This is a genomic window from Arthrobacter sp. zg-Y769, from assembly GCF_020907405.1.
Classification (GTDB): Bacteria; Actinomycetota; Actinomycetes; order Actinomycetales; family Micrococcaceae; genus Arthrobacter_B.
In genome coordinates, this window is the sequence record NZ_JAJJOE010000006.1 from 24,872 (window position 1) to 47,962 (window position 23,091).

Annotated in this window: 23 protein-coding genes and 2 tRNA genes; 9 read left to right on the forward strand and 16 right to left on the reverse strand. The window is 66.3% G+C overall.

The features are described from left to right. Positions 1–270: 270 nt before the first annotated feature. Positions 271–1,734 (forward strand): glyceraldehyde-3-phosphate dehydrogenase, encoded by a 1,464-nt coding sequence (locus tag LOC60_RS05315; protein ID WP_331460781.1) that lies wholly within the window; start codon positions 271–273, stop codon positions 1,732–1,734. A gap of 90 nt (positions 1,735–1,824) precedes the next feature. Here LOC60_RS05315 and def read toward each other — a convergent pair whose 3' ends face one another. From def to LOC60_RS05340, 5 genes are all read right to left on the reverse strand, one after another. Next, positions 1,825–2,397, reverse strand: coding sequence for a peptide deformylase (def, locus tag LOC60_RS05320; protein WP_230023167.1), 573 nt, complete (start codon positions 2,395–2,397; stop codon positions 1,825–1,827). A gap of 41 nt (positions 2,398–2,438) precedes the next feature. Next, positions 2,439–3,596: an acyl-CoA dehydrogenase family protein gene (locus tag LOC60_RS05325; protein ID WP_230023169.1), complete on the reverse strand. Its 1,158-nt coding sequence runs from the start codon at positions 3,594–3,596 to the stop codon at positions 2,439–2,441. A 172-nt stretch (positions 3,597–3,768) separates the two neighbouring features. Next, positions 3,769–3,844, reverse strand: a tRNA-His gene (locus tag LOC60_RS05330). 140 nt (positions 3,845–3,984) lie between these two features. After that, positions 3,985–4,587, reverse strand: coding sequence for an oligoribonuclease (gene orn / locus LOC60_RS05335; protein ID WP_442860379.1), 603 nt, complete (start codon positions 4,585–4,587; stop codon positions 3,985–3,987). Positions 4,588–4,637: 50 nt separating this feature from the next. After that, positions 4,638–5,237 (reverse strand): hypothetical protein, encoded by a 600-nt coding sequence (locus LOC60_RS05340; protein WP_230023172.1) that lies wholly within the window; start codon positions 5,235–5,237, stop codon positions 4,638–4,640. 243 nt (positions 5,238–5,480) lie between these two features. On the opposite strand from LOC60_RS05340, the gene mptB reads away from it, so the two are divergent. Then, complete coding sequence (gene mptB / locus LOC60_RS05345; RefSeq protein ID WP_230023174.1) at positions 5,481–7,025, forward strand: polyprenol phosphomannose-dependent alpha 1,6 mannosyltransferase MptB; 1,545 nt, start codon at positions 5,481–5,483, stop codon at positions 7,023–7,025. Here mptB and LOC60_RS05350 read toward each other — a convergent pair. Continuing rightward, positions 6,988–8,253 (reverse strand): glycosyltransferase family 87 protein, encoded by a 1,266-nt coding sequence (locus LOC60_RS05350; protein ID WP_230023177.1) that lies wholly within the window; start codon positions 8,251–8,253, stop codon positions 6,988–6,990. The two genes, mptB and LOC60_RS05350, sit on opposite strands and share 38 nt — an antisense overlap. 118 nt (positions 8,254–8,371) lie before the next feature. On the opposite strand from LOC60_RS05350, the gene LOC60_RS05355 reads away from it, so the two are divergent. Beyond that, positions 8,372–8,791 carry a DUF3224 domain-containing protein gene (locus tag LOC60_RS05355; RefSeq protein WP_230023179.1) on the forward strand — a complete coding sequence of 140 codons (420 nt, stop codon included), beginning with the start codon at positions 8,372–8,374 and terminating at the stop codon, positions 8,789–8,791. Here LOC60_RS05355 and LOC60_RS05360 read toward each other — a convergent pair. From LOC60_RS05360 to LOC60_RS05380, 5 genes are all read right to left on the reverse strand, one after another. Then, complete coding sequence (locus LOC60_RS05360) at positions 8,788–9,543, reverse strand: M50 family metallopeptidase (protein WP_230023181.1); 756 nt, start codon at positions 9,541–9,543, stop codon at positions 8,788–8,790. The two genes, LOC60_RS05355 and LOC60_RS05360, sit on opposite strands and share 4 nt — an antisense overlap. A gap of 38 nt (positions 9,544–9,581) precedes the next feature. Beyond that, positions 9,582–10,361, reverse strand: coding sequence for an anti-sigma factor (locus tag LOC60_RS05365; protein WP_230023184.1), 780 nt, complete (start codon positions 10,359–10,361; stop codon positions 9,582–9,584). Next, complete coding sequence (locus LOC60_RS05370; RefSeq protein WP_230023186.1) at positions 10,342–10,914, reverse strand: RNA polymerase sigma factor; 573 nt, start codon at positions 10,912–10,914, stop codon at positions 10,342–10,344. The genes LOC60_RS05365 and LOC60_RS05370 overlap by 20 nt, the downstream gene beginning before the upstream one ends. A gap of 62 nt (positions 10,915–10,976) precedes the next feature. After that, entirely contained in the window at positions 10,977–11,633 is a 657-nt protein-coding gene (locus LOC60_RS05375) for a class F sortase (RefSeq protein WP_230023189.1), read from the reverse strand. Between the two features lie 94 nt (positions 11,634–11,727). Beyond that, positions 11,728–12,555, reverse strand: coding sequence for a DUF4397 domain-containing protein (locus LOC60_RS05380; protein WP_230023191.1), 828 nt, complete (start codon positions 12,553–12,555; stop codon positions 11,728–11,730). A 223-nt stretch (positions 12,556–12,778) separates the two neighbouring features. Here LOC60_RS05380 and LOC60_RS05385 point away from each other — a divergent pair. The 4 genes from LOC60_RS05385 (at position 12,779) to ettA (ending at position 16,263) form a co-directional block, all read left to right on the forward strand. Next, positions 12,779–12,851 (forward strand) — tRNA-Arg (locus LOC60_RS05385). Positions 12,852–13,134: 283 nt separating this feature from the next. Next, positions 13,135–13,719, forward strand: coding sequence for a single-stranded DNA-binding protein (gene ssb / locus LOC60_RS05390; protein WP_230023194.1), 585 nt, complete (start codon positions 13,135–13,137; stop codon positions 13,717–13,719). A 65-nt stretch (positions 13,720–13,784) separates the two neighbouring features. Beyond that, positions 13,785–14,303 carry a DUF6993 domain-containing protein gene (locus LOC60_RS05395; RefSeq protein WP_230023195.1) on the forward strand — a complete coding sequence of 173 codons (519 nt, stop codon included), beginning with the start codon at positions 13,785–13,787 and terminating at the stop codon, positions 14,301–14,303. A gap of 277 nt (positions 14,304–14,580) precedes the next feature. After that, on the forward strand, positions 14,581–16,263 hold the full coding sequence (ettA, locus tag LOC60_RS05400) for an energy-dependent translational throttle protein EttA (protein WP_230023198.1): 1,683 nt from the start codon (positions 14,581–14,583) through the stop codon (positions 16,261–16,263). Positions 16,264–16,352: 89 nt separating this feature from the next. Here ettA and LOC60_RS05405 read toward each other — a convergent pair whose 3' ends face one another. Then, positions 16,353–17,237: an acyl-CoA thioesterase gene (locus LOC60_RS05405; RefSeq protein WP_230023201.1), complete on the reverse strand. Its 885-nt coding sequence runs from the start codon at positions 17,235–17,237 to the stop codon at positions 16,353–16,355. A gap of 148 nt (positions 17,238–17,385) precedes the next feature. Here LOC60_RS05405 and LOC60_RS05410 point away from each other — a divergent pair, with 148 nt between their 5' ends. Together LOC60_RS05410 and LOC60_RS05415 are read left to right on the forward strand one after the other, a co-directional pair. Next, positions 17,386–17,865 carry an acyl-CoA thioesterase gene (locus LOC60_RS05410; protein WP_230023204.1) on the forward strand — a complete coding sequence of 160 codons (480 nt, stop codon included), beginning with the start codon at positions 17,386–17,388 and terminating at the stop codon, positions 17,863–17,865. Beyond that, on the forward strand, positions 17,866–18,528 hold the full coding sequence (locus LOC60_RS05415) for a hypothetical protein (RefSeq protein ID WP_230023207.1): 663 nt from the start codon (positions 17,866–17,868) through the stop codon (positions 18,526–18,528). A 39-nt stretch (positions 18,529–18,567) separates the two neighbouring features. Here the strand turns inward: LOC60_RS05415 and LOC60_RS05420 are convergent, their stop codons facing one another. The 4 genes from LOC60_RS05420 to pepN all read right to left on the reverse strand — a co-directional run bounded on the left by LOC60_RS05420 (position 18,568) and on the right by pepN (position 22,907). Next, complete coding sequence (locus LOC60_RS05420) at positions 18,568–19,050, reverse strand: globin (protein WP_230023210.1); 483 nt, start codon at positions 19,048–19,050, stop codon at positions 18,568–18,570. Then, a complete protein-coding gene (locus LOC60_RS05425) occupies positions 19,043–19,711 on the reverse strand; it encodes a mechanosensitive ion channel family protein (protein WP_230023213.1) in 669 nt (222 codons plus the stop codon). Before LOC60_RS05425 ends, LOC60_RS05420 begins: the two co-directional genes overlap by 8 nt. Positions 19,712–19,808: 97 nt before the next feature. After that, positions 19,809–20,297 carry an OsmC family protein gene (locus LOC60_RS05430; RefSeq protein WP_230023215.1) on the reverse strand — a complete coding sequence of 163 codons (489 nt, stop codon included), beginning with the start codon at positions 20,295–20,297 and terminating at the stop codon, positions 19,809–19,811. A 57-nt stretch (positions 20,298–20,354) separates the two neighbouring features. Then, entirely contained in the window at positions 20,355–22,907 is a 2,553-nt protein-coding gene (gene pepN, locus LOC60_RS05435) for an aminopeptidase N (RefSeq protein ID WP_230023217.1), read from the reverse strand. Positions 22,908–23,091: the final 184 nt, after the last annotated feature.

The following is a 23,091-nucleotide window of genomic DNA, read 5'->3' on the forward strand; positions in this document are numbered from 1 at the left end:
CCACTGATAACACGGGCACCACGTGGTGGGACCCTGTGCTGGGACCGCCCCACCTCCCGGACAGCTAAGGGGCTTCAGTCCCCGTGCAGGCCGCCTTACCTGTCCGCAAGCGGTCGGTGCAGACGCATCCGGGACCGGCCTGCACACCTCCTGAATGTGACAGATCTCTCAGCGCCGGAGCGGGTGGGGTTGATGTGTCCTAATACACTTGTAGGGATTACCACCAACCGGCACAACGCAGTGCCGGCTGAGAAAAGGATGTGAAGTTCTGTGAGCTCCAATTCGGATACCTGCCTTGACGCCTGGATGGACCGGGAGGCCCTCGCCGAGGCCATGATTCCGCTCATCGGGCGGCTCTACCGGGAAAACAGCGTGGTCACCTCGGTTTACGGGCGTCCACTCGTGAACAAGTCGGTTATCGACATTCTGAAGGCGCACCGGTTCGCCCGCCAGATCGACGAAACCGAACTGCCGGTTGCGGAGACGTACCCCTTGCTCCTGGCCTTGACTGAACTGGAACTGGGTGCCGCGTCCGTGGACCTGGCCAGGCTGAGCAACAAGTACAAGGAGCAGGGCGGGGACCTCAGCGAGTTCCTGCGGACCGAACTGGCCGACGTCGCCGGTAAGCGCGGGGCGGATGAGCGGACGAGCACCGACGTCGTCCTCTACGGCTTCGGCCGCATCGGACGCCTCCTCGCCCGGATCCTCGTGGAGAAGGCGGGCGGCGGGCAGGGCCTGCGGCTGCGCGCCATCGTGGTGCGGAAGGGATCCGAAAACGATCTCGTCAAGCGTGCCAGCCTGCTGCGCCGGGATTCGGTGCACGGGGCCTTCAACGGCACCATTACGGTGGACGAGGAAAAAAACACGATCCTCGCCAACGGCACCCTGATCCAGGTCATTTACTCCAATGATCCGGCCACCGTGGACTACACCTCCTACGGCATCAGCAACGCGGTGGTGGTGGACAACACCGGCCGCTGGCGCGATGAGAAGGGCCTGTCCCAGCACCTCGCCGCCAAGGGCGTATCCCGGGTGCTGCTGACCGCGCCGGGGAAGGGCAGCCTGAAGAACATCGTGCACGGGATCAACCACGGTTCCATCACTGATGAGGACCGCATCGTCACTGCCGCATCCTGCACCACCAACGCCATCACGCCCGTGCTCAAGGTCCTCAACGACAAGTACGGCATTGTGAACGGGCACGTGGAAACGGTGCATTCCTTCACCAATGACCAGAACCTGATCGATAATTTCCACAACGGCGACCGGCGCGGACGTTCGGCCGCGCTGAACATGGTCATCACGGAAACCGGTGCCGCGAAGGCGGTTGCCAAGGCACTGCCGGAACTGGAAGGCAGGCTCAGCGGCAACGCGATCCGCGTTCCCACCCCGGACGTATCGATGGCCATCCTCAACCTGAACCTGGAGAGCGCCACGACCAGGGACGAAGTGAACGCCTTCCTGCGCGAAACCTCGTTGAACTCGCCGCTGCACAAGCAGATCGACTACATCGCCTCACCCGAGGTGGTCTCCAGCGACTTCGTGGGCTCCAAGCGGGCCGGGATCGTGGACGGCCTGGCGACCATTTCCAACGGGAAGAACCTCGTGCTGTACGTCTGGTACGACAACGAATTCGGCTACAGCTGCCAGGTGGTCCGTGTATTGGAGGAGATGGCGCACGTCAACCCGCCGGCCTTCCCCAAGGCACAGTCGCTGGCCGCCATCGCCGGCTAGCAGCGCGCAGCGCGGCTCACGCGCGAAGGGCCCGCAGGATGATCTCCTGCGGGCCCTTCGCCCGTTAACGGCGGGTCGGTACGGAGGAACTCAGTGGCCGAACGGGTCCGGGTCCACACCCGGCATCCAGGAATGCCCCGGGACGGTCCAGCCCTGCGCCTTCATCACCTTCCGCGCCTTGCGGCTCCACCGGTCGGTAAGCCGGTCCACGTAGAGCTTGCCGTCGAGGTGGTCGTACTCGTGCTGCAGGACCCGGGCAAACCAGTCGGTCGCCTCGAACTGCACGGGCGCCCCGAACTCGTCGAAGCCGCTGATCTTCACCCATTCGGCCCGGTTCACCGGGAAGTTCTCGCCGGGTACGGAGAGGCAGCCTTCGGAGGTCTCGTCCGGATCGGGAGCGGAGCCCGGGATCTTGGACGTGATCAGGACCGGGTTGATAACGACGCCGCGGTCGGGGGCGTCGTCGTCGTTCTCATACGCGAACGTAAACAGGCGCAGGCCGACGCCGATCTGCGGTGCCGCCAGGCCCACGCCGTTGGCGACGTCCATGGTTTCGAACATGTCGGCAACCAGGGTGCGCAGTTCATCGTTGAACTCTTCCACCTCGGCCGCCCTGCGGTGCAGTACGGGTTCTCCGTGGATGACGATGGGACGAACGGTCATTACTGTCTTTCTCTCGTGGTCGTGGTGCCGGGAAGCCGGGCTCAGCGGACGATGCCGCGCCCGATGACTTCCCGCATGATTTCGCTGGTGCCGCCGAAGATGGTCAGCAGGCGGGCCGCCAGGAAGGCCTGGGCAACCGGGTATTCCAGGATGTAGCCGTAGCCGCCGTGCAGCTGCAGGCAGCGGTCGGTGATGGACTTGGCGCGTTCGCTGGCCCAGAGCTTGGCCTTGGCGGCCGAAACGGCGTCGAGCTTTCCTTCATTGAAGGCGAGGACGGCGGAATCGACGTAGGATTCGGTGACTTCAACCTCAGTGAGGATGTCGGCCAGGGCGAACCGGCTGTTCTGGAAGTCGGCGATCCGGTCCCCGAAGGCATTGCGGTTCCTGGTGTATTCCACCGTGGCTTCGTAGATCTGCCGGGCGACGGCGGAGGAGGCGACGGCGATGGCCAGCCGGCCCTGGGGGAGCTGTCCCTCGGCGTACTCCAGCCCGCGGCCGACTTCGCCCACGAGGTTTGCCGCCGGGACATGCACATCGTCGAAGAACAGTTCAGCGGTGTCGGAAGCCTTCAGGCCCATCTTGTCCAGCTGGCGGCCGGTGCTGTAGCCCTCGGTTTTCTCCACCATGAACATGCTGAAGGAATCGCGCTGTCCGCGCCCGGTGCTGCCGTCCGTGCGGGCAAGGACCAGGGACGCATCGCCGCTGATGCCGTTGCCGATGAAGGTCTTCTGGCCGCTGAGGCGCCAGTCGCCGTCGTCGGTGCGGACCGCCTTGGTGCGGATGCCGCGCAGGTCGCTGCCCGCCCCGGGCTCGGTCCAGGCCACCGAGGTGACCAGGTCTCCGGACACCATGCCGGGCAACCAGTGTTCCTTGAGCTCATCGGAGCCGTAGGCCAGCAGGTGGGGGAGGACCATGTCGTCATGCAGATGGAAGGCGAGGCCGACGGCGAGGTGGTTGGAGCGGGCAAATTCCTCGTCCATCACGGCGCGGAAGCGGTAATCCGGCATGCCGGCACCGCCGAACTCTTCGGGGACGGCCAGACCGAGCAGGCCCTGTTCGCCGGCGGCTTTCCAAAGCCGGCGGGGCATCATGTGCGCGGCGTCCCAGTCCGGGTACCCGGGGGCTACTTCACGGGAATCGAATTCCCGGACGACTTCCCGGAACAGCTCATGGTCCTCTTCGAACAGTCTGCGCTCCAAGGCGGCGCCTCCTCATTGATAAGCCACGCATAGGCGTAAGGGGTTCAGTGCGGGCCATTGCCCGCGGGCGCCGTGCGTCAGGCACTGCACCGCTAACAGTGAAACACAAACATAAAAGGCCGCCCCGGACTAATCCGAGGCGGCCTTTCGAAGCTGGAACCGCCAGCCTCATTGGGGTGAGTAACGGGGGTTGAACCCGCGACCTCCTGGACCACAACCAGGCGCTCTGCCAACTGAGCTATACCCACCATGTGCCTCAAACGTTCATCCGCGAAGTCCAGGCGAGTGGTCTTGCGGACTCATTTATCTGAGGCAGCGGAATCAAGCTTACACGGTTTTTGGAGTGCTTTTGACACGTCCGGGGCCGGGCAGCTGTTTTGTGATGGAGCTAACTCGAAATCCCTGCCGCAATCTTCTTGGCAGTCGCGGAATCCGGCCCGGGTGCGGGGACGAAAACAGCCTCGCGGTAGTAGCGCAGCTCATTGATGGAATCACGGATGTCGCCGAGGGCACGGTGTCCGCCGCTCTTCGCCGGAGCCTGGAAGTAGGCCCTCGGATACCAGCGGCGGGCCAGCTCCTTGATCGTGGACACATCGATGATCCGGTAGTGCAGGTAATCGATCACCTCGGGCATGTCGCGGGCCAGGAACATCTTGTCCGTCCCCACGGAGTTGCCGGCGAGCTGCGCCTTCTTGGGCTCGGGCACCCACTTGGTGATGTATTCGACGACGGCGGCCTCGGCTTCCGCCATGGTGATGCCGTTGGGCAGTTCATCCAGGAGCCTGGAGGTGGTGTGCATCTGGCGCACAAAGTCACCCATCTGCGCCAGTGAGGCGTCATCGGGCTTGATGACCACGTCCACGCCGTCGCCGAGGATGTTCAGCTCGGAATCCGTGACGAGGACGGCCACTTCGATCAGGGCGTCGTTCTTGATGTCCAGGCCGGTCATTTCGCAGTCGATCCAGACCATACGTTCATTTGTTATTGGCACTTCTCCAATGTACCGCTTTCGACCACCTGGTCCCTGGAAAGGGTACGGGGCTAAAGGCTGGAGTGGCTGCGCTGGCGCCGGTCCGGAAGATCGTTGTCAGCAGTGGCGTAGCTTGCCGGCACACCGGACAGGTAGGGCTGCAGGGGGATCTGGCCGGTGTCGGGCGGTCCGAAGGTGCGGGTCCAGCGGCTCGGTTCGGCGGGCGTCACCACCGGAGCCCCGGCAGCCCGACGTCCGTGCGGTGCGTTTCGGGTCCGGGCTGCGGGGCGGGCGCCGGGATGGGTGGAGGCCGGGCGGGCAGCAACTGCGTCTGCAGCCGTATGCGGGACGGGGGCGACAGGAGCGGGTGCCGGGGCTGCCGGAGCCGGAGCCGGCGGGGCCGGAGCGGGAACCGGGGAGGTCGCCGCCGTCGTCGTGCGCGGCGGCGCGAAGAACCAGCTGAGCCCAAAAGCCAGGAACAGAAGGGCCGACGACGCCGCTAAGGTGCCGTGGGGCACCTCGACCCACAGCATCCCGCCGGCGGCAACGGCAGTAAGGAAGACGCCCCACGCCAGAAGCTCCGGGCTGCGCCGCTGCGGCAGTGCGGGCCGCGTTGCAGCTTTCCCTTCGGGTTTGCTTGTCTTTATTGGTTCTGCCCGGTGGCGCCCCACAGCCAATACCGCCTTGCCTCGTTTGTCACAACAGAAACATCAGTGTAAGCGACCGTGGGCCGGCTCACAGGATTGACAGCGGCCGCGTCGCCTTGCGGCCCGGGCAGACGCAGGGGCCGGTGCTAATATCAGCCTGTTACGGTACCCGGGCATTCTTGTGCCCGTATTCGAAACCGGTACCGGACCCTGACTGCCGACGGGCCCGCAGGACTAAGTTTTCACCCAGAGATTGGAACCACGAAGATGACCGCCCAGGTCCCCGCGACCGAGCCTTCGTCTCCGGGCACGGAGATAGCGAAAGCCGACCGCCCCAACATCGCGATCCTGCAGGGGTTCATCGGTTCCCTTTTGATCCTCTTCGGATCATTCGGCGTGGGCTGGCTGTCGCTCGATTCCGCGGATCTCCGGAGCAATCCGCTGATTATCTGGATGCGCTTCGATCAGCCCATCGGTGCCGTTGCCGCTGTCCTGATGCTGGCAACGGGCGGGATGCTCCTCGTGCGGTCCTGGCTTCGCCTGGGCCAGCGGATGAAGGGCTGCTGGGGTCCGGAGTCCCGGCCGGTGGTCCTGCGTGCCGTGATCGCCTGGTCGGCACCCATGTGCTTTGCCCTGCCGCTGTTCAGCCGCGATGTCTTCGCCTACATCGCCCAGGGACTGGTTATGGTCAGCGGGTTGAACCCGTACAAGGACGGCTACTCCCAGATCTCCAACTACCTGCAGCTCGGCGCGGATGATCTTTGGGCACAAAGCCCCACCCCGTACGGGCCGGTCTTCCTCTGGATCGAAGAACTCGTGGTCCGGATTACCGGCGGGCAGCCTGAGTTCTCGATCCTGTTGTTCCGGCTGATAGCACTGATCGGCGTCGCGCTCTGCGTTTACTACGTGCCGAAGCTGGCCGAGCTGCACGGCATCAACCCGAACCGCGCGCTCTGGCTGACCGCAGCCAACCCGTTGTTCCTGGTCAATTTCATTGCCGCCGTCCACAACGATGCCCTGATGATCGGCCTCGCGCTGGCCGGGCTGTACCTGGCCGCGACCAACCGGGCCCTGGCCGGCATCCTCCTCGTGACCCTGTCCATCGGGATCAAGCCGATCACCGTCATTTTCCTTCCGTTTATCGGCCTGCTGTGGGCCGGAAAGAACGCGTCGTGGCGGCGGAAGTTCGGCTACTGGTTCATGACGGCGGGTATTTCCCTGGGCCTGCTGTGGATCATGGGGCTGATCAACGGATTCGGTTTCGGCTGGGTGGGCGCCCTGAGCACCCCCGGCAGCGTCTGGATCTGGTACGCGCCGGTGGGCTTCGCCGGCATGCTGGTGGCAACGCTGGGCAATGCCCTGGGGCTGCCGGGCTGGACCCTGGCCGACATAGTGCACACCATCGGACGCGTGGCCTCCGTGGCCATTGTGCTGTGGCAGATGTTCGTTGGACAGTACAGCCGCATGATCCGCCGGCTGGCGCTGGCCTTCGCCGCCATCGTGATGCTGGCACCGATGATCCAGTCCTGGTACGTCGTGTGGCTCATCCCGCTGTTCGCGGTCACGGGCCTGCGGGATGACTGGCAGGCGAAAACGCTGTACCTGTTCGTTTCGTTCTTTATGGTCTATGCCATCAGCGACCAGCTGGATATCTGGCCCTACTTCGAGCTCAGCCTCAGCGCGGCCCGCCAGATCGCCGCCGTCATTGCGCTGGCCTTTGCCCTCTACCTGATTTTCCTGGATCCCAAGACCAAGGTCCTGTTCCGCAAGAAGCTTACGGAGCCTGCTCCGGGCGAACTGCGGATGCGCTGAGCCTGCCGCCGCCGGCCCGGGTCAGACGGATGACCCGGGCCAGCGACCAGCCGAAGAGCACCAGCAGCAGGATGTTGCGGGCGGTCAGGAGCAGGGCCACGGCAATGTTCAGGTCGTTGTACAGCGCGGAGTAGAACATCGGATAGACCAGCGTCGTCAGCGCCGCAATCACAGGCATAAGTATCCCGGGGACCTTCCAGGCCGTGCCTTCCCAGGCCAGTCCGACGGCGACCACGGCGCCCAGCCAGAGCATGAACTGCGGCGATCCCACCTTGTTGAACACAATGAACGCGCTCACCAGTGCCAGCGAGCCGGAGATCAGCAGGGCACGGGAATCGGCTCCGCGGCGCAGCGCCCAGATCAGCAGTCCGACGACGGCGAGGGCGGCCAGCGCCAGCAGCGGCGTCATCAGCGCGGCCACGGGCTCGCCCAGGGCTCCGCGGACTTCGCGGGTGTTGATGACCTTGTCTTCGAAAATGTACGCGTCTGAGGATCCGAGGATCGCCTGCCAGAGCCCCGGCGTGGTGAACGGCGCTTCCATCTGCATACCGCGGGCGCCCTGTTCACCGATGAAGCTCAGCAGGTGGGCAAGGCCGCCGGACAGTGCCACGGCGGCGGCAATGACCGCCGAGACAACGGCACCGGTGGCCAGCAGGGTGAGGCGTTTCTTCCACGCTACGAGCACCGCGAGGATGACGGCGGCGGGCCAGACCTTGATCCAGGTGGCCAGCGACAGCAGGGCCGATGCCAGGACGGGACGGGTGGCAAGGAAGAGCAGGCCCATAATCACCAGGGGTGCGGTGAGTCCGTCCACGCGTCCCACGGCAACCGGGCCGAGCAGTGCCGTGACGGCCAGCCACCAGTAGGCGGCCGCGATGCCCCGGGTCCCGGCACGCCGTGCGAGGACCGCGACGCCGCCCGCATTCAGGGCGGTAAAGAGCAGGAACCACGTGAACTGGTAGGCACCGTAGCCAAAGACCGCTGCCAGGACCATCGGTACCAGCGCAGCAATGGGATAGACCCAGCCGCCGTCAATCCCGACCCAGTAGCCGTTCTCGATTCCCGAGAACGCCCAGAGCCGGTAGAAGCCCACGTCGCTAAGGACATCGCCGCCGAGGATACGGGTCGCGAGGGCGGCAAGGAAGCCCAGATGGACCACGGCAAATACCGTCCAGAGGGTGGCGGGACGGAGTAACCGATGGTGCTGGAAGGCCAATTTCCGGGTCATGCGAGGGTGGTGCTCCTTAGGTAAATCCGTTGCCGTGCCGCGTCCGTGCACAGCGATAAGGCTACCCAAGCGCGGCACCCGGCATGCAATCCGCCGCCGGACACGGGATACTGGAGTAATGACCGACCTAACTGAAGAAGTGATTGTGGCGGATTTCGACGTTTCGGAGTGGGAACCCACCCCGTACCAGGTGGAGGGAACCAACAGCGAACTCTCCACGGTTCGGGCGGTGAAGATCTACGAGGGCGACATCACCGGAACTTCCGTCGCGGACCTGATTATGGCCGGTAATTCCGTGGGGGCGGGCTATGTCGGTTCCGAGGTCTTCGCCGGGACCATAGCGGGCCGTTCCGGAACCATGGTTATCCAGCACTGGGGGCTGGCCGAGGGAACGGCGACGGCTAGCTCCGGGCACATTATTCCCGGCTCCGGCACCGACGACCTCGCCGGCATCTCCGGCAAGGCCATCTACACCCAGGAAGAGGACGGCCAGCATCGGCTCGAACTGCGGGTGACCTTCCCCGCTCCCCAGAGCTAGGCCCCCGGGCGGAACCAGCTGCCCAGCGCGGCGAACACCGCAGCCGCCAGCGAAGCGGCGATCACAAGGGCAAATCCCGCCAGCCACAGCGCAGCGGGAACCCCGGTACGCCGGGAGAGGATGTAGGCGTCGGAGCTTTCCAGGTTCCGGCGCCGGCGTGTGTGGACGCTCAGCACGTTGAACCAGTCCCGGACAGCGCCCACCAGGAGCGCAATGCCCGTGCACATCGCCACGTAGCCTGCAACGGGCGGGGCAGCGAACCAGACCAGCAGCACCGAAACTCCTGCACAGCCGAAAGCAATCACGAACCCCTGGCCGTTTCGGATGAACAGCAGCGCAGCCAGCAGCACCAGCGCGCTAAGCGACAGTGCCGCACCGGCCCAGCCGCCCAGCGCCGCCAGCACCAGCACGGCACCCACCACTGCCGGCACCGGGTATCCCCAGAATCCGGCCCAGGCTGCGGGGAAACCACCCCGGCCCAGGGACCGCATGTCACCGGAGTGGTCAAAGCGCAGGCGAATGCCCTTGAGCACCTGCCCGGTCATCAATGCCGCGAACGCATGGCCGAGTTCATGGACGAACGTCACGAACAACCCGAACCACCGCCACGTTCCCCGGGGGATGCTGAGCAGGGCGGCGACGGCGGCAATCATCAGCAGCACCCCCGGATCGGGTTCCACCGCCGGAACGCGGTCGAAGCCGGCCAGGACCCGGGACCACCACTCGGCGGCCACAGCCAGCGGCTCAGCCACGGCCGGCCGGTCCCGGGCGCCGGCAGCAACGGGTGGCCTTACGGGTCGAGGACTCCGCGCAGGATCGAATCCCCCGAATGGGTGGGGTTGCCGTCAAACGGCTCGTCCGAGATATCAACAATTGGGTACTCATCGAGGTCAAGGTTAGCCGGGATGGTGAACCGGCCTTCCGTGCCCTCCATCGTGCCGAGGCTGACCATGCGCTGCACGTCCGGGGCGATCAGCCAGACCTCGCGGAAGCCCCGGGCCCCGGATCCGCTCGCCGTCACTACCAGCTCGCGTCCGCCGTCGGAGCGCTGGTCCACCTCGGCGCGGCCGGTGTCCGAGTAGGCAGGCAGGGGGGCCAGCTCCACCGCCGCAATGACCTCGCTGCGGTCGGCCAGGATCCGGGAAATGCCCCAGACACCGGCGGCAGCCAGCACCACGGCCGCTGCGGCTGCGCCGAGGACCTGCGGGAGCCGGCGCCGTGCACGCCGCTTCCGGGCGTCCTCCAGCGGCACCGGGGATGACCCCGCGGGGGAGACCCGCTGTGCCGGGGACGGGGCATCCACCGCTGCCGGGGGCGTATCAACTGCGTCAAAGGGATCGGCGCGTACCGCATCGCTGAGCCCGAGCCGGGCGTGGATTGAGTCCCAGACCGACGACGGCGGCCGGGGGAGTCCCTCAGATTCGCCGGCGTTCCGTCCGGCCGTTACGACGCGCCGGAGCGCGGTGACCTCGGCGGCGCATTCGGCGCAGTCCGCGAGATGGGCAGTGTCGCCGGGTTCGGCCTCGCCCAGGGCGCACAGGGCCAGCGTCTCAGGTGGCAGATGCTGCATCGCTGACCTCCAATCGCTGGCGGAGTTGGACAAGGCTTCTTCGGATGTGGCTCTTTACGGTACCCAACGGCAGCTTCAGTGTTTCCGATATCTGTTGATGTGTCAGGTCTTCATGGAAGGCCAGGCGGAGGATGGAACCCTGCGGCTCGCCGAGCCGGGCCAGCTCGGCGTCGAGCACCACGCGGTCCGCTACGCCGTCAGGATCCGGACCGGCAGGCGGACCCGGGTTCCTGCCCGGCTCCGGACTTTCCATCAGGGTTTCCGAGGAGCGGACCCGGGAGGTGGCCATGCCGGCCGCCACATTGCGGCCAATCCCGACCAGCCAGGCGGCGAGGGTGGAACGTTCAGGGGCGTAGCTGCCGCGGTATTTCCAGGCCCGGATGAATACTTCCTGCACGGCGTCGTCGGCCGCGCCCTGATCGAGCAGCCTGCGCAGCGCCAGGGCACGGATCAGGGGCGAGAAGCGGCGGTACGCCTCCGCCAGCGCCGCTTCGTCCCCCGCCGCGAAGGCATGGTCCATCGCGGCGTCGTGATCTGGGGCGCCCGTGGGCATCAGTGGCGCTCTCCTGCCGTGCGGGGCTGCATCCGGTATCCGGCAGCTCTCTGGGGTAGCCACTATGGTACGGGTACGGCGGTGAGCACAACGTTGTCCTCATAGTCACCTGCGGTTTCCAGCCATTTACCGCCGCAGGTTACCAGTTGCAGCCGCGGCGCACCGTCGCGGTCGAAAAGATTAAAGTCGTCGAGTGCGGCCTTGGGGATGTTCTGCACGTTCTCCGTGGCGTAGCGCAGGACGCTTCCGTCGCTGCGCGTCACGGTCACGGGGGTGCCTGCAGGCACCTCGTCCAGCCCCGCGATGGGAAGTGCCTCGGTGCGGGAGTCCACGTGGGCCGCGAGCACCGCCGCTCCGCGGGAAGATCCGGGTGCAGGCCCGTAGCGGTACCAGCCGGCCTGGTAATGGTTGTCCGGCAGGGTCATGGCGCCGTCGGCTTCCTGGCCCACCGGGACCACCTCCAGTTCGATGCCGGTCCCCTCCACACTGACGCGCACGGGTTCGGGAACGGTTTCGGGCGGCGTCGGTGCTGCCGGCCGAACCGGGATCCCGGTGGCGGGCGCCGCGGGGGCCGCGGTCGACGTCGGTGAGGGTACCGCCGAAACGGACTCGGACGGGGAAACGGCCTCGGGCGCACCGCTGCAGGCTGACGTGCCGGCAAGGACGGCGGCGGAGAGGCAGGCCGCTGCCGCGAACCGTCGCAGGGGAACAACGGGCATGGATGGAACCTCCGGGAAAGGGTGGCCCCGGTGCTGCGGCGCGGAAAGGGGTGTCGGGAGCGCCGCAGCACCGGGGGGATCGGGTGGGTGCTGCTTAGCTGTCGCTGACCGTGGACCGGCGGCGCAGCAGGACGGCACCCAGGGCGAGCAGCGCGACGCCGCCGGTGGCGGCAGCCGCCGTCAGGGCCGAGTCGTCCCCGGACCCGGCAACCTGCTCCAATGCGCCCGGAACCGCGTGCGGCGCGGAGTGCAGCCCCTCAATGGTCTGAGTGGCGAGGGCCAGGTTCCCTGCTTCGAGCGAACCCCACGCGTAGACAATCGTGTTCGTCCCCTCGGCCAGGGCAAGGTCCGCCGGGCCGATCACCGGCGTGGTGGTACCGGCTGCAGCCACAGAAGCGGAGACCGTTCCGGCATCCACGGTCAGCGCCTTCTCGTTGGGGTTGGTGAGGCCCTCGATTACGGGCGTACCGCCTGCCAGGACGTCAACGGCAGGTGCGGCTGCCACATGGCGGACGGTCAGGCGGGACTTTCCAGCCTCGACGGGGGCCGTGTCATTGGTGAACAGGTTCGCCGTCGGCGTGCCCGAGGCATCCAGGTTGGCGGTTGCAGTGTAGTTGCCGCCTGCTGCCAGGTCCGCGGAGACCGGGCCGATGATCGGGGCGGAGGCGTCGACGGCGTCGGCGGCAGTGATTGCCAACTGATAGTTGCCGCCGGGCAGGTCCAGCGGTCCGGCAAGCTCGCCGGGCATGAAGTCATCCAGGGTAAGCGTGCCGTTGACGTAGACGTCCACCGGAGTGTCCGGAACGCCGTGCAGTACCGACAGTTTTGCCGTGTCGGAATCAGCGGCGGATGCCGGTACAGCCGAGAAGGCTGCGGCGGCACCCAGTCCGAGGGTCGCGAGAGCGGTAGCGGTCTTGCGCATGGTCTGAGCTCCTTGATCTGCCGCACCTTCCGGGTACGGGTTTGTGACTTACACCCCTATTACTTCCGGGATGTCTGTCTTGGATGCAGACCGGCGGTATTTTCCAAAAAGATCCGGGAGGCCCGGGACGGCTGCGGCAGGCGTTTGCCGGGAGACGGCGGCCCGTAGCGGCGGGGTGCCGCGGAACGGCTGCCCGTGCCGTCCGTAGTATCATCGTGTGGTTGCCCCCGTAGCTCAATGGATAGAGCAACGGCCTTCTAATCCGTAGGTTGCGCGTTCGAGTCGCGCCGGGGGCACTCAAAAGGACTGTCTCAGGGCAGGTCCAGGCGGCGCATGGCGCCTACCTCCGGCCGGGAGCTTCACAGGCCTTCCTCCACAGGGCCGGCAGCGGCGTTTCGGGTCCGGACTGATCCACAGAATCCCCGGTGGCGCGGCCTCGGGGATGCAGGCCGGTGGATGCTTGCCTGACCGGCGGACCAGCCGGAACCCGTGCGGTTTGACACTGCACCTTTGACTTTGCTGACTCTGCGCAGTGTCAAAGGTGCAGGCACCGCGGTACCGAGCCGAAGGCAGGAAACCATGAGTGACACCATTACGCTCCGGGGCTACGTAGCCACCGACCTCCGCCGGAACACCACTGACAACGGACTCGCAGTGGCCAGCTTCCGGATGTGCACCACCGAGCGCCGTTATGACCGGGACACCGGCGGCTGGCTGGACGGGCAGACAAATTGGTACGCCGTCAGTTTGTTTCGGCAGCTGGCCACCAACGCCGCGTTCAGCATCCACAAGGGGGACCGGGTAGTGGTTACCGGCCGGCTGCGCCTGCGGCAATGGGTCACGGAAGACGGCCGCAGCGGCACCAGCGCCGATATTGACGCGGACACGGTGGGCCATGACCTGATGTGGGGGACCGCAAGCTTCCGGCGCACCACGTCTGCGGGTACCGACGGATCCGCGGGCGGGGACCGTACCGGGGTTAGGCCGGACGACGCCGACGGGACCGGCTCCAACGGCGATCCGGATCTCATGGAGGCCCTGGGCCGGGTTGATCCGCTGACCGGCGAGCTGCTTGAAACGTCCGGGGACGACAGCGCCGGGACGGAGGACGAGGAGGCAGTGACAACGCAGGGAGCCCGCGAAGGGGCGGCCGCACCCTTTTGACCGTGCCCCTGATTCATCCGGTGACCCTTTTGTCCCGGGGGTATGGCCCATGGCACAATCGCCGCATGAGCCCCCGCCGCAGAGCCCGACAGACTCCGCCCGCCGCTGCCATGGCGGCGGTGTTCCTGGCGCTCGCCGTCGGGCTTTCCGGCTGCGGATCATCGGGGGATCGCAGCACGGAATCCGCGCCGGCGGAACCCGGTGCAGCGGAGTCAGCGCCGGCGGAACCCGGTGCAGCGGAGTCAGCCCCGGGGGAACCCGGTGCAGCGGAGTCAGCCCCGGGGGATGCTCCCGCCGCCCATGCCGCCGTCATCGATGCACTGGAATCCGAGCTGGGGAAGCTGGCCGATTCGGATTCGCTGCCGGACGGGGAAGCCGTGGCGGCGGCGTTTGCCGCTGCCGGCTTCCCGGCAGGATCCGTGGAGGTATCGGCCGACCGCACGCCCACCGGACTGGAGGTTGACTCGATCCAGGCTGCGTCCGTGAAGGACGGGGACTGCATTTTCGGGGAGGTCCGGGACGGGTCGGCCTACGTCACGGTGTTGCCGGTGCTGTCCGGCGGGGGATGCTTCGTCGGCAACTGAGCGGGACGAAAGGGTCGGGAACGGGGCTGGAACTGAAAGCCCTTCGGTTTGTCGCGATCCCAGCGGTTTGTGACAGTTCCTGCGCCGCGCGGTGCAGGAACCCGGACAAACTGCAGGAACCCGGACATACCGCAGGGATCCGGACACCTGGCGGGGACAATCTGCAGGGAGCCGGACCACGTGAACCCGGTATCCCAAGCCTCCGCGTAGGAGTAGCTGCCGGGGCCGAAAGCCGGAAAATGGTATATATCGGCGCTGACACACTAGCCTTGTAGCTATGGCGGAATTTATCTACACGATGACCAAGGCCCGCAAGGCCGTTGGCGACAAAGTTATCCTCGACGACGTAAGCATGTCCTTCTACCCCGGTGCCAAGATCGGCGTGGTGGGTCCCAACGGTGCGGGTAAGTCCACCATCCTCAAGATCATGGCCGGACTGGACACCCCCTCAAACGGCGAGGCCCGGCTCAGCGCCGGCTACACCGTGGGCATCCTGCTCCAGGAACCGCCGCTGAATGAGGAAAAGACCGTACTCGGCAACGTCCAGGAGGGCGTCGGCGAGATCTACGGCAAGATCCAGCGGTTCAACGAAATTTCAGAAGAGATGTCGCAGCCGGACGCGGACTTCGACAGCCTGCTCGAGGAAATGGGCAAGCTGCAGGAAGCCATCGACGCCGCCGATGCCTGGGACATTGATTCCCAGCTCGAACAGGCCATGGACGCCCTGCGCTGCCCGCCGCCCGAATCCGACGTCACCCTCCTCTCCGGCGGTGAGCGCCGCCGCGTGGCCCTGTGCAAGCTGCTGCTGCAGAAGCCGGACCTGCTGCTTCTCGATGAGCCCACCAACCACCTGGATGCCGAGAGCGTGCTCTGGCTTGAGCAGCACCTCTCCGCCTACCACGGCGCCGTCCTGGCCGTGACCCACGACCGGTACTTCCTGGACCACGTGGCCCAGTGGATCGCCGAAGTGGACCGCGGACACCTGTACCCGTACGAGGGCAACTACTCCACGTACCTGGAAAAGAAGCGCGCGCGCCTGGAAGTCCAGGGCAAAAAGGACCAGAAGCTGGCCAAGCGCCTCACTGACGAGCTGGACTGGGTCCGTTCCAATGCCAAGGGACGCCAGACGAAATCCAAGGCCCGCCTGGCCCGCTACGAGGAAATGGCAGCCGAAGCGGACCGCACCCGCAAACTGGACTTCGAAGAAATCCAGATCCCGCCGGGCCCGCGCCTGGGTTCCCTGGTGCTGGAGGCCAAGGGCCTGCAGAAGGGCTTCGGCGACCGGCAGCTGATCGACGGACTGTCCTTCTCCCTGCCGCGCAACGGCATTGTCGGCGTCATCGGCCCCAACGGCGTGGGTAAGTCCACGCTGTTCAAGACCATCGTCGGGTTGGAAGAGCTCGACGGCGGCGAGCTGAAGATCGGTGATTCCGTAAAGATCTCCTACGTGGACCAGTCCCGCGGCGGCATCGACCCGGAGAAGAGCCTGTGGGAGGTCGTGTCCGAGGGGCACGACTGGATCCAGGTCGGCCAGGTCGAAATGCCGTCCCGTGCCTACGTCTCCGCATTCGGTTTCAAGGGCCCGGACCAGCAGAAGAAGGCCGGTGTGCTCTCCGGCGGTGAGCGCAACCGCCTGAACCTGGCCATGACCCTGAAGCAGGGCGGCAACCTGCTCCTGCTTGATGAGCCCACTAACGACCTGGATGTGGAGACCCTGTCCAGCCTGGAAAACGCCCTGCTGGAATTCCCCGGCTGCGCCGTGGTGGTCTCCCACGACCGTTGGTTCCTCGACCGGGTGGCCACCCACATCCTGGCCTTCGAAGGCACCGAGGAAAACCCGGCGAACTGGTACTGGTTCGAGGGCAACTTCGAGTCCTACGAGCAGAACAAGATCGAACGCCTCGGCCCGGACGCAGCCAAGCCGCACCGGGTGACGCACCGCCGCCTGACGCGTGACTAAGGGCGACTGCTGAATAACTGAATCAACGAAAAGAGCTCCGCTTCCCCGAATGGGAGGCGGAGCTCTTTTTGGTCAGGCGTGCGGGTCCGTTACTGCGGTACGCGGACCATGCCCTCCTGGGCGACGGTGGCAACCAGTTCCCCGCTGCGGTTGAAGATCCGTCCGGTGGACAGTCCCCGCGCGGCGGAGGCGCTGGGGGATTCCTGCACATAGAGCAGCCAGTCATCCACCCGGACCGGGCGGTGCCACCACATGGCGTGGTCCAGGCTGGCGATGCTCATGCCCGGCGTGGTCCAGGAAAGTCCGTGCCCCCGCAGCACCGGTTCCAGCAGCGTGTAGTCGCTCGCATACGCGAGGGCCGCGCGGTGGAGGTTCTCGCCGTCGGGCATGGGCTTGAAGGTTTTCATCCAGACCGCGTTGTGCGGTGTCTTTTCCCGTCCGGCGCGGACATACACCGGGTCCATTACGTGGCGGATATCCAGGGGGCGCCGGTGGGACCAGGCCTCGGCCACCGGGTGGTCGAAGTCCTTCAGCAGTTCGGCAGTGGTCGGCAGGTCCTCCGGTTCGGGAATGCCCGCGGGCATCTCCTCCTGGTGGTCCAGCCCCGAATCCGGGACCTGGAAGGACGCAATCATGGACAGGATCGGTTTGCCGTTCTGGTAGGCGTGGCTGCGCCGGGCGGAGAAGGAGCGGCCGTCCCGCAGCCGTTCCACGCCGAAGGTAATGGGCACCTCGGTGTCGCCCGGGCGCAGGAAATACCCGTGCATGGAATGCATCACCCGGTCTTCGGGAACGGTCCGGGAAGCGGCGACGAGGGACTGGCCCAGCACCTGCCCGCCGAACACCCGCTTGCGTGGCTCCGGCTGGGAGCCCCCAACGAAAATGTCCTCATCGGTCTTCGCGCCGTCGGCCCAGCTTAGGTTCAGCAGTTCCAGCAGGGACGCTGTCGGATCGAAGGATTCATCAATGGACATCTGGGACTATCTCCTAGCAGGAAGGGCGGTGCCGCCGGAGGCGGGGACCGCGGAACACTCTTATCTTAAACGTACCGGCCAGTAACAAGTCCGGCGGCCGGGCGGCGCCGTTTTAGGGCAAAGCTCACTCTCTGGGAAGATGGAGGGCATGTCTGTGCATCGTTTTCCCGTCCAGCTTCGGTTCGGCGACCAAGATCCCAACGGCCACATCAACAACGTTAAGTTTGTTCAGTTCCTGGAGGAAGCGCGGGTCCAGCTGGGCCTGCTGCCGCTTCCGGCAGGGGCAGGCGGGCCGGGCAGCTTCCGCGACCTGACCGGTGGGCGCACGGCGACCTATGTGGCCCGGCAGGAAATCGAGTACCGGGAGCCGCTGCTTCACCGGAAGGATCCGGTCTGGGTGGACGTCTGGGTCACCCGGATCGGTTCCAGCTCCCTCTCCTACGGTTTCCGGCTCGCGGATGAAGACGGGGAGACCGTGTATGCCCACGCAGAAGCGGCAATGGTGCAGGTAGAGGCCGCCACCGGCAAGCCGACTCCGCTGACGGACGAACAGCGGCTGGTACTCCAGGAGTGGATGGGCGAACCCGTTCCGTTCCGGGCCGCCGCAGCTGCCGGACAGGGCAAGTAGATGGACACCGAGCTGCGGCTGGCGGATCCGCAGGTCACTGCCGATCTGCGCAACTTCATTGCCCGCGCGCGAACGGCCGACGACGGCGCGGTGCGCCTGCAGGCGGTGGGCAGTGTCCTGGCTGCCTACGTCTGCATCCTGAGGCCGAGGATTCTCGGGGAAGACACCCCGACCGTACTGGGACTGCGGACCATGCCCCTGGCGGCGCCGGCCGAGGTGGACACCACGGTCCAGTTGTCGGCAGTGGGGGACCGGCTGGCCCGGATGGGAACCGCAGACACGGTGCTGCCCGTACCGCCGATGACGGTCCGGGAGACCTGGGCCGGCATCCTGGCACCGCGTACCGGCTGGCAGCCCGCCGGCCGGGTTCCGGTGCAGCTCCTGGAGCAGACGGCGCACCGAGGGATCCGAGAGGTCGCTGCGATGCTGCCCCAGAGCCCGGGAGCCGCCGTCGTCCACAGCGCCCGCACGCGGGTCTGGGCGCAGCCGATGGGGGGAACCGAGGTTCCGGTGCCCGCGGGTGCTGCCTTCGCGGCGCTTTCCCTGGGTTTCCTGCCGGCGGAGGGACCCGAAAAGGACGCCGCCCTGTTCAGCAACGGGCGCTGGCTGCGGCTGAGCACGTCCCGCGGGCACGTCCTGACCAGGTCACCGGCGGTTCTGTAGGCGCAGCCCCCTTCTGCTGGCGCAGCCCCCGGCGGTGGCTCAGGCCGAGTTGACCATGGAGTGGGCGGCGCGTTCCAGATAATCCCAGAGGGTCCCCTCGTGCAGAGGAGAGAGGTCGAGGGAGTCGACGGCGGCGCGCATGTGCCGCAGCCACGCGTCCCGGGCCGCGGGAGTGACGATGAAGGGCATGTGCCGCATCCGCAGCCGGGGGTGCCCGCGCTGCTCGCCGTAGGTCTTGGGTCCGCCCCAGTACTGCTCGAGGAACAGCAGCAGGCGTTCCTTGGCCGGGCCCAGGTCCTCTTCGGGATACATCGGGCGCATCAGAGGATCATCCGCCACGCCTTCGTAGAACACGTCCACGAGCTTCACGAAGGTCGGATGCCCGCCCACGGCCTCGTAAAAGTTGTCCGTGTACTGCGGCTGCTGGAAGGCCCGGGGCTGCTGCGTGGGCTGTTGCGCCGGACGCAGCGGCAGGGACGCCGCGCTCGGCGGCGCCTCCGGAACAGGTGCCGGTTCAGTCATTGGCAGCCATCCCGTCTTTGAGCGCGTCGGCCTTTGCCGTTTCCGCCGGAGCTTCGCCCAGGTACGTGCCCTGGGACCGGTTGCCGATCTTGGCGATTTCGCCGTTGCGGATGTACCAGATGACGCCGCGGTCATCGATGATCCGCGTGATCCGGATACCCACGGACTGCACCGTTCCGGCGGTGTCGCCGACTTCGATGACGTCGCCGATTCCGTATTGGTCCTCAATGGTGATGAAGAATCCGGCCAGGGCGTCGCGGATAAGTTCCCGGGCACCGAAGCCGAGGGCGATGCCGACAATGCCGACGCTGGCCAGCAGCGGGGCGATATTGATGCCGACGGCGTCCAGCACCATGATGATCGCAACGGTCCAGATGGAAACGTTGACGGCGCTGCGCAGCAGGGCGCCGATGGTGTCGGCCCGCTGGGCGCGGCGTTTCTTATCCAGGTTGCGCATCACCGGCTGCGGCCACTTGATCTTGGAGGAGTGCAGCAGCGAGTAGCCCTTCTGGGCACGCGCCACCAGCCGGTTGATCAGGAAACGTGCAACGAACCAGACGCCGGTCGCGGCCAGGACGATAAAGGCGGCCTCGACCAGGCCGGAAAAGTCAAAATCATTGATGGTCACTGAAGAGAGGTCAATTTCGGAAGCGGAGAGCACGGGCTGCTGTTCATCCTTTGTATTGCCGGACAGGGGTCTGCGGTTAAGGCTACCCGTGCCGGGGGTGCCGGGACCGCATTTAGGACCCGGCCAGCATTTAGGACCCGGCCAGCGTCACCGGTTGGTGCTCCACCGGGAAGTTCACGCTCCGGGCGATGAAGCACAGCCGGTTGGCCTCGGCATGCATCGGCCCGGCTGCGAGGTCGACGGCGGCGGGCCCGCCGGCCTCGTCGATTCTCACTTTGGGACGCAGCACCGCGGAGGTGAATTCACCGCTGCCGTCACGGTTGAGCCGCAGCAGCCCCTCGGGGGAGTCCTGGTAGGCAAGCACCCGGATGCCGTTCCGGACGGCCACGTGCAGGTAGGAAAGCATGTGGCACTGCGACAGTGCGGCAAGCAGCAGCTGTTCGGGGTTCCAGCGGTCCCGGTCGCCGTGGAAGGTGGGATCGGCGGTCCCGGGGAGGTCGGGCAGCCCGGCCGCCCGGATGATGTGGTCGCGGCCGTAGCCGCGGTAGGACGCAGTGCCCTGGCCGCGGTTTCCCGTCCATTCCAGATCGAGCGTGTAACGGTGTTCGGAGAGATTCACGCTCTCCAAGCTACCGTCTCCGCTCCCCGGTGGAAGGGAAACCGCGGCGGTAAGGTGCTACCGGTCGGCTTCCTGGGCCTTCAGGGCGCGAACCACGCCGTCGCGGTTTTCCAGGATCAGCCGGCGCAGCGAGGGGAAGTCCCCGCCCAGCTCGGACAGGAAGGCATCAGTGGTGTCCACCGTGTCCCGGCGGGTCAGCCGGGACGGGTAGAGGCCCACCGCAATCTGCTGGGCGATCTCATGGGTGCGGCTGGCCCATACGTCGCGGATGGTGTCGAAGTACTTCTGCGCATACGGCTCCAGCAGCGCGGTGTCATGAACGCGCATGAATCCGGCGATGGCCGAACGCTGGGCAGCGTTGGGCATATCCGAACGCTCCACGATGGCTTCCCAGGCAGCTGCCTTGGCCTCGGCCGTGGGGAGGGCAGCACGTGCCATGGCGCCGGCCAGGGCACCGGTGGCGGTGGCATCGCGCTCGAGTTCGGCGTCGATGTCCTCTGCTCCGAGCCGGCCGCCCGCGACCAGGCCGGTGAGCAGTTCCCAGCGCAGGTCCGCGTCAATGGCCAGCCCCTCAAGGGACTGGTCGCCGGTGAACAGGCCCGCCAGCGCGTCCAGCTGCTCGTCGGACGAGGCGTGGGCTGCGAAGGCCTTTACGAACTGCAGCTGGGAATCCGAGCCCGGTTCCGCCGCGGAGGCCAGCTCCCAGAGGCTTTCGGCAGCGGCAACCGTCATGGGCTCCCGGTCCCGGGGGCTGACATAGAACGTCAGGGTGGTAGCCAGCTGGCGCAGCAGTACCTGGACCACGGTGGAGTCGGACTCGGACGCGATGTTCTGCAAAACCAGTTCCACATAGTTGCGGGCGGGAATCTCCGCATCCCGGGCGGCGTCCCAAGCGGAGGCCCAAACGAGGGTCCGGGGCAGTGAGTCCGCAATGCTGCGCAGGCTTCGGGTGGCGGTGTGCTGCGAGGCAGCGTCCAGACGGATCTTCGCGTAGGCAAGGTCGTCGTCGTTGAGCAGCAGCAGGGCCGGGCGCGGCTGGCCGGTGAGTTCGGGTACCTCGGTGCGTTCGCCGTCGACGTCGAGCTCCACCCGGTGCGTGCGCTGCAGCCTGCCCGCCTCGTCCGGGTTGTAGAAGCCGATGGCCAGGCGGTGCGGGCGCAGCGTGGGGTAGTCCTCAATAGCGCTCTGCAGCACGGCGAAGGAGGTAATGGTGCCGTCTTCGTCCGTGTCGAACTCGGGCCGCAGCGTGTTCACGCCGGCGGTTTCCAGCCACTTGGCGGACCACTCCGACAGGTCCCGGCCGCTGGCAGTTTCCAGCTCGGACAGCAGGTCCGACAGTTCCGTGTTCCGCCAGGCGTGCTTGCCGAAGTACTCCCGCACACCGGCCATGAACTTGTCCTGCCCGACCCAGGCCACCAGCTGCTTCAGCACGGAAGCGCCCTTGGCGTAGGTAATGCCGTCGAAGTTCACCTGGACGTCTTCCAGGTCGCGGATTTCGGCGACGATGGGGTGCGTGGTGGGCAGCTGGTCCTGGCGGTAGGCCCAGGCCTTTTCCAGCGAGGCGAAGGTGGTCCACGCCTGCCGGAACTCGGTGGCCTCGGCGGCGGCGAGGGTGGACATGAACTCGGCAAAGGACTCGTTCAGCCACAGGTCATTCCACCAGCGCATAGTGACCAGGTCGCCGAACCACATGTGTGCCAGCTCATGCAGGATCGTCACGGCACGGCGTTCCACGGTGGCGTCCGTGACCCGGGAGCGGAAAACGTAGCTCTCGAGGAAGGTCACCGCACCGGCGTTTTCCATGGCCCCCGCGTTGAACTCGGGCACGAACAGCTGGTCATACTTCGCAAACGGGTACGGGGTGCCGAACTGCTCTTCGTAGAAGGCAAAGCCCTGGCGGGTCAGTTCAAAGATATTCTCCGCGTCCATGAACTGCATCAGGGACCGGCGGGCAAAAACGCCCAGCGGGATGGTACGCCCGTCGGAGCTGGTCAGTTCGCTGCGGACGGACTGGTACGGGCCGGCGATCAGCGCGGTGATGTAGGAGGAAATCCGCGGCGTCGGTTCGAAGGACCAGGTGGAGCGGGGGCTGGAGTCGGTCAGGTCCCCGGCGGCGACGGGCTCCGGGGTGGGGGAGTTGGAGATGACGTCCCAGTACGACGGCGCGGTGACGGTAAAGCGGAAGGTGGCCTTCAGGTCCGGCTGCTCGAAGACGGCGAACATCCGGCGGGAATCCGGAACCTCAAACTGCGAATAAAGGTAGACCTCGTTGTCCACTGGGTCCACGAAGCGGTGCAGGCCTTCGCCGGTGTTCATGTAGCGGGCGTCCGCATCCACCACCAGTTCATTGGACTCGGCCAGGTTGGGCAGGGAGATGCGGACGCCGTCGGACACCTCCGCCGGATCGAGGGACACGCCGTTCAGCGTGATCCGGTGCACCGTGTCGGTGACCGCGTCAATGAAGGTCGACGTGCCGGGGCGGGCGGAGAACCGGACGACAGTCGTGCTGCCGAACACCTTCTCTCCCCGGGTCAGGTCAAGGTTGATGTCATAGGACTCCACGTCAAGGAGTTCTGCGCGTTCACGGGCTTCGGACCGCGTGAGATTCATACCTGGCAAGGTGGGGCCTTTCTCAAGGACAAGGAGAGCCGGCGTTTCACAGGATCCGCCTGATGTTAGTGATCTTCTGCAACAGTCTCTCACTGCTAAGCACCCTGCCAAAGCACGGGAGGGGGGGGGGGGGCACCCCCCACCCCCCGGCCGGAACTCCCCCCGGGGGTGGGGTACGGGAGTT

Bases quoted from the DNA above. Each gene is read 5' to 3' on its own strand.
- LOC60_RS05410 (WP_230023204.1), top strand. From the start codon at position 17,386: ATGTCTGTGCATCGTTTTCCCGTCCAGCTTCGGTTCGGCGACCAAGAT.
- def (WP_230023167.1), bottom strand. From the start codon at position 2,397: ATGACCGTTCGTCCCATCGTCATCCACGGAGAACCCGTACTGCACCGC.
- ssb (WP_230023194.1), top strand. From the start codon at position 13,135: ATGAGTGACACCATTACGCTCCGGGGCTACGTAGCCACCGACCTCCGC.
- LOC60_RS05420 (WP_230023210.1), bottom strand. From the start codon at position 19,050: ATGACTGAACCGGCACCTGTTCCGGAGGCGCCGCCGAGCGCGGCGTCC.
- LOC60_RS05405 (WP_230023201.1), bottom strand. From the start codon at position 17,237: ATGTCCATTGATGAATCCTTCGATCCGACAGCGTCCCTGCTGGAACTG.
- LOC60_RS05365 (WP_230023184.1), bottom strand. From the start codon at position 10,361: ATGCAGCATCTGCCACCTGAGACGCTGGCCCTGTGCGCCCTGGGCGAG.
- LOC60_RS05375 (WP_230023189.1), bottom strand. From the start codon at position 11,633: ATGCCCGTTGTTCCCCTGCGACGGTTCGCGGCAGCGGCCTGCCTCTCC.
- mptB (WP_230023174.1), top strand. From the start codon at position 5,481: ATGACCGCCCAGGTCCCCGCGACCGAGCCTTCGTCTCCGGGCACGGAG.
- LOC60_RS05350 (WP_230023177.1), bottom strand. From the start codon at position 8,253: ATGACCCGGAAATTGGCCTTCCAGCACCATCGGTTACTCCGTCCCGCC.
- pepN (WP_230023217.1), bottom strand. From the start codon at position 22,907: ATGAATCTCACGCGGTCCGAAGCCCGTGAACGCGCAGAACTCCTTGAC.
- LOC60_RS05395 (WP_230023195.1), top strand. From the start codon at position 13,785: ATGAGCCCCCGCCGCAGAGCCCGACAGACTCCGCCCGCCGCTGCCATG.
- LOC60_RS05415 (WP_230023207.1), top strand. From the start codon at position 17,866: ATGGACACCGAGCTGCGGCTGGCGGATCCGCAGGTCACTGCCGATCTG.
- LOC60_RS05370 (WP_230023186.1), bottom strand. From the start codon at position 10,914: ATGCCCACGGGCGCCCCAGATCACGACGCCGCGATGGACCATGCCTTC.
- LOC60_RS05355 (WP_230023179.1), top strand. From the start codon at position 8,372: ATGACCGACCTAACTGAAGAAGTGATTGTGGCGGATTTCGACGTTTCG.
- LOC60_RS05380 (WP_230023191.1), bottom strand. From the start codon at position 12,555: ATGCGCAAGACCGCTACCGCTCTCGCGACCCTCGGACTGGGTGCCGCC.
- ettA (WP_230023198.1), top strand. From the start codon at position 14,581: ATGGCGGAATTTATCTACACGATGACCAAGGCCCGCAAGGCCGTTGGC.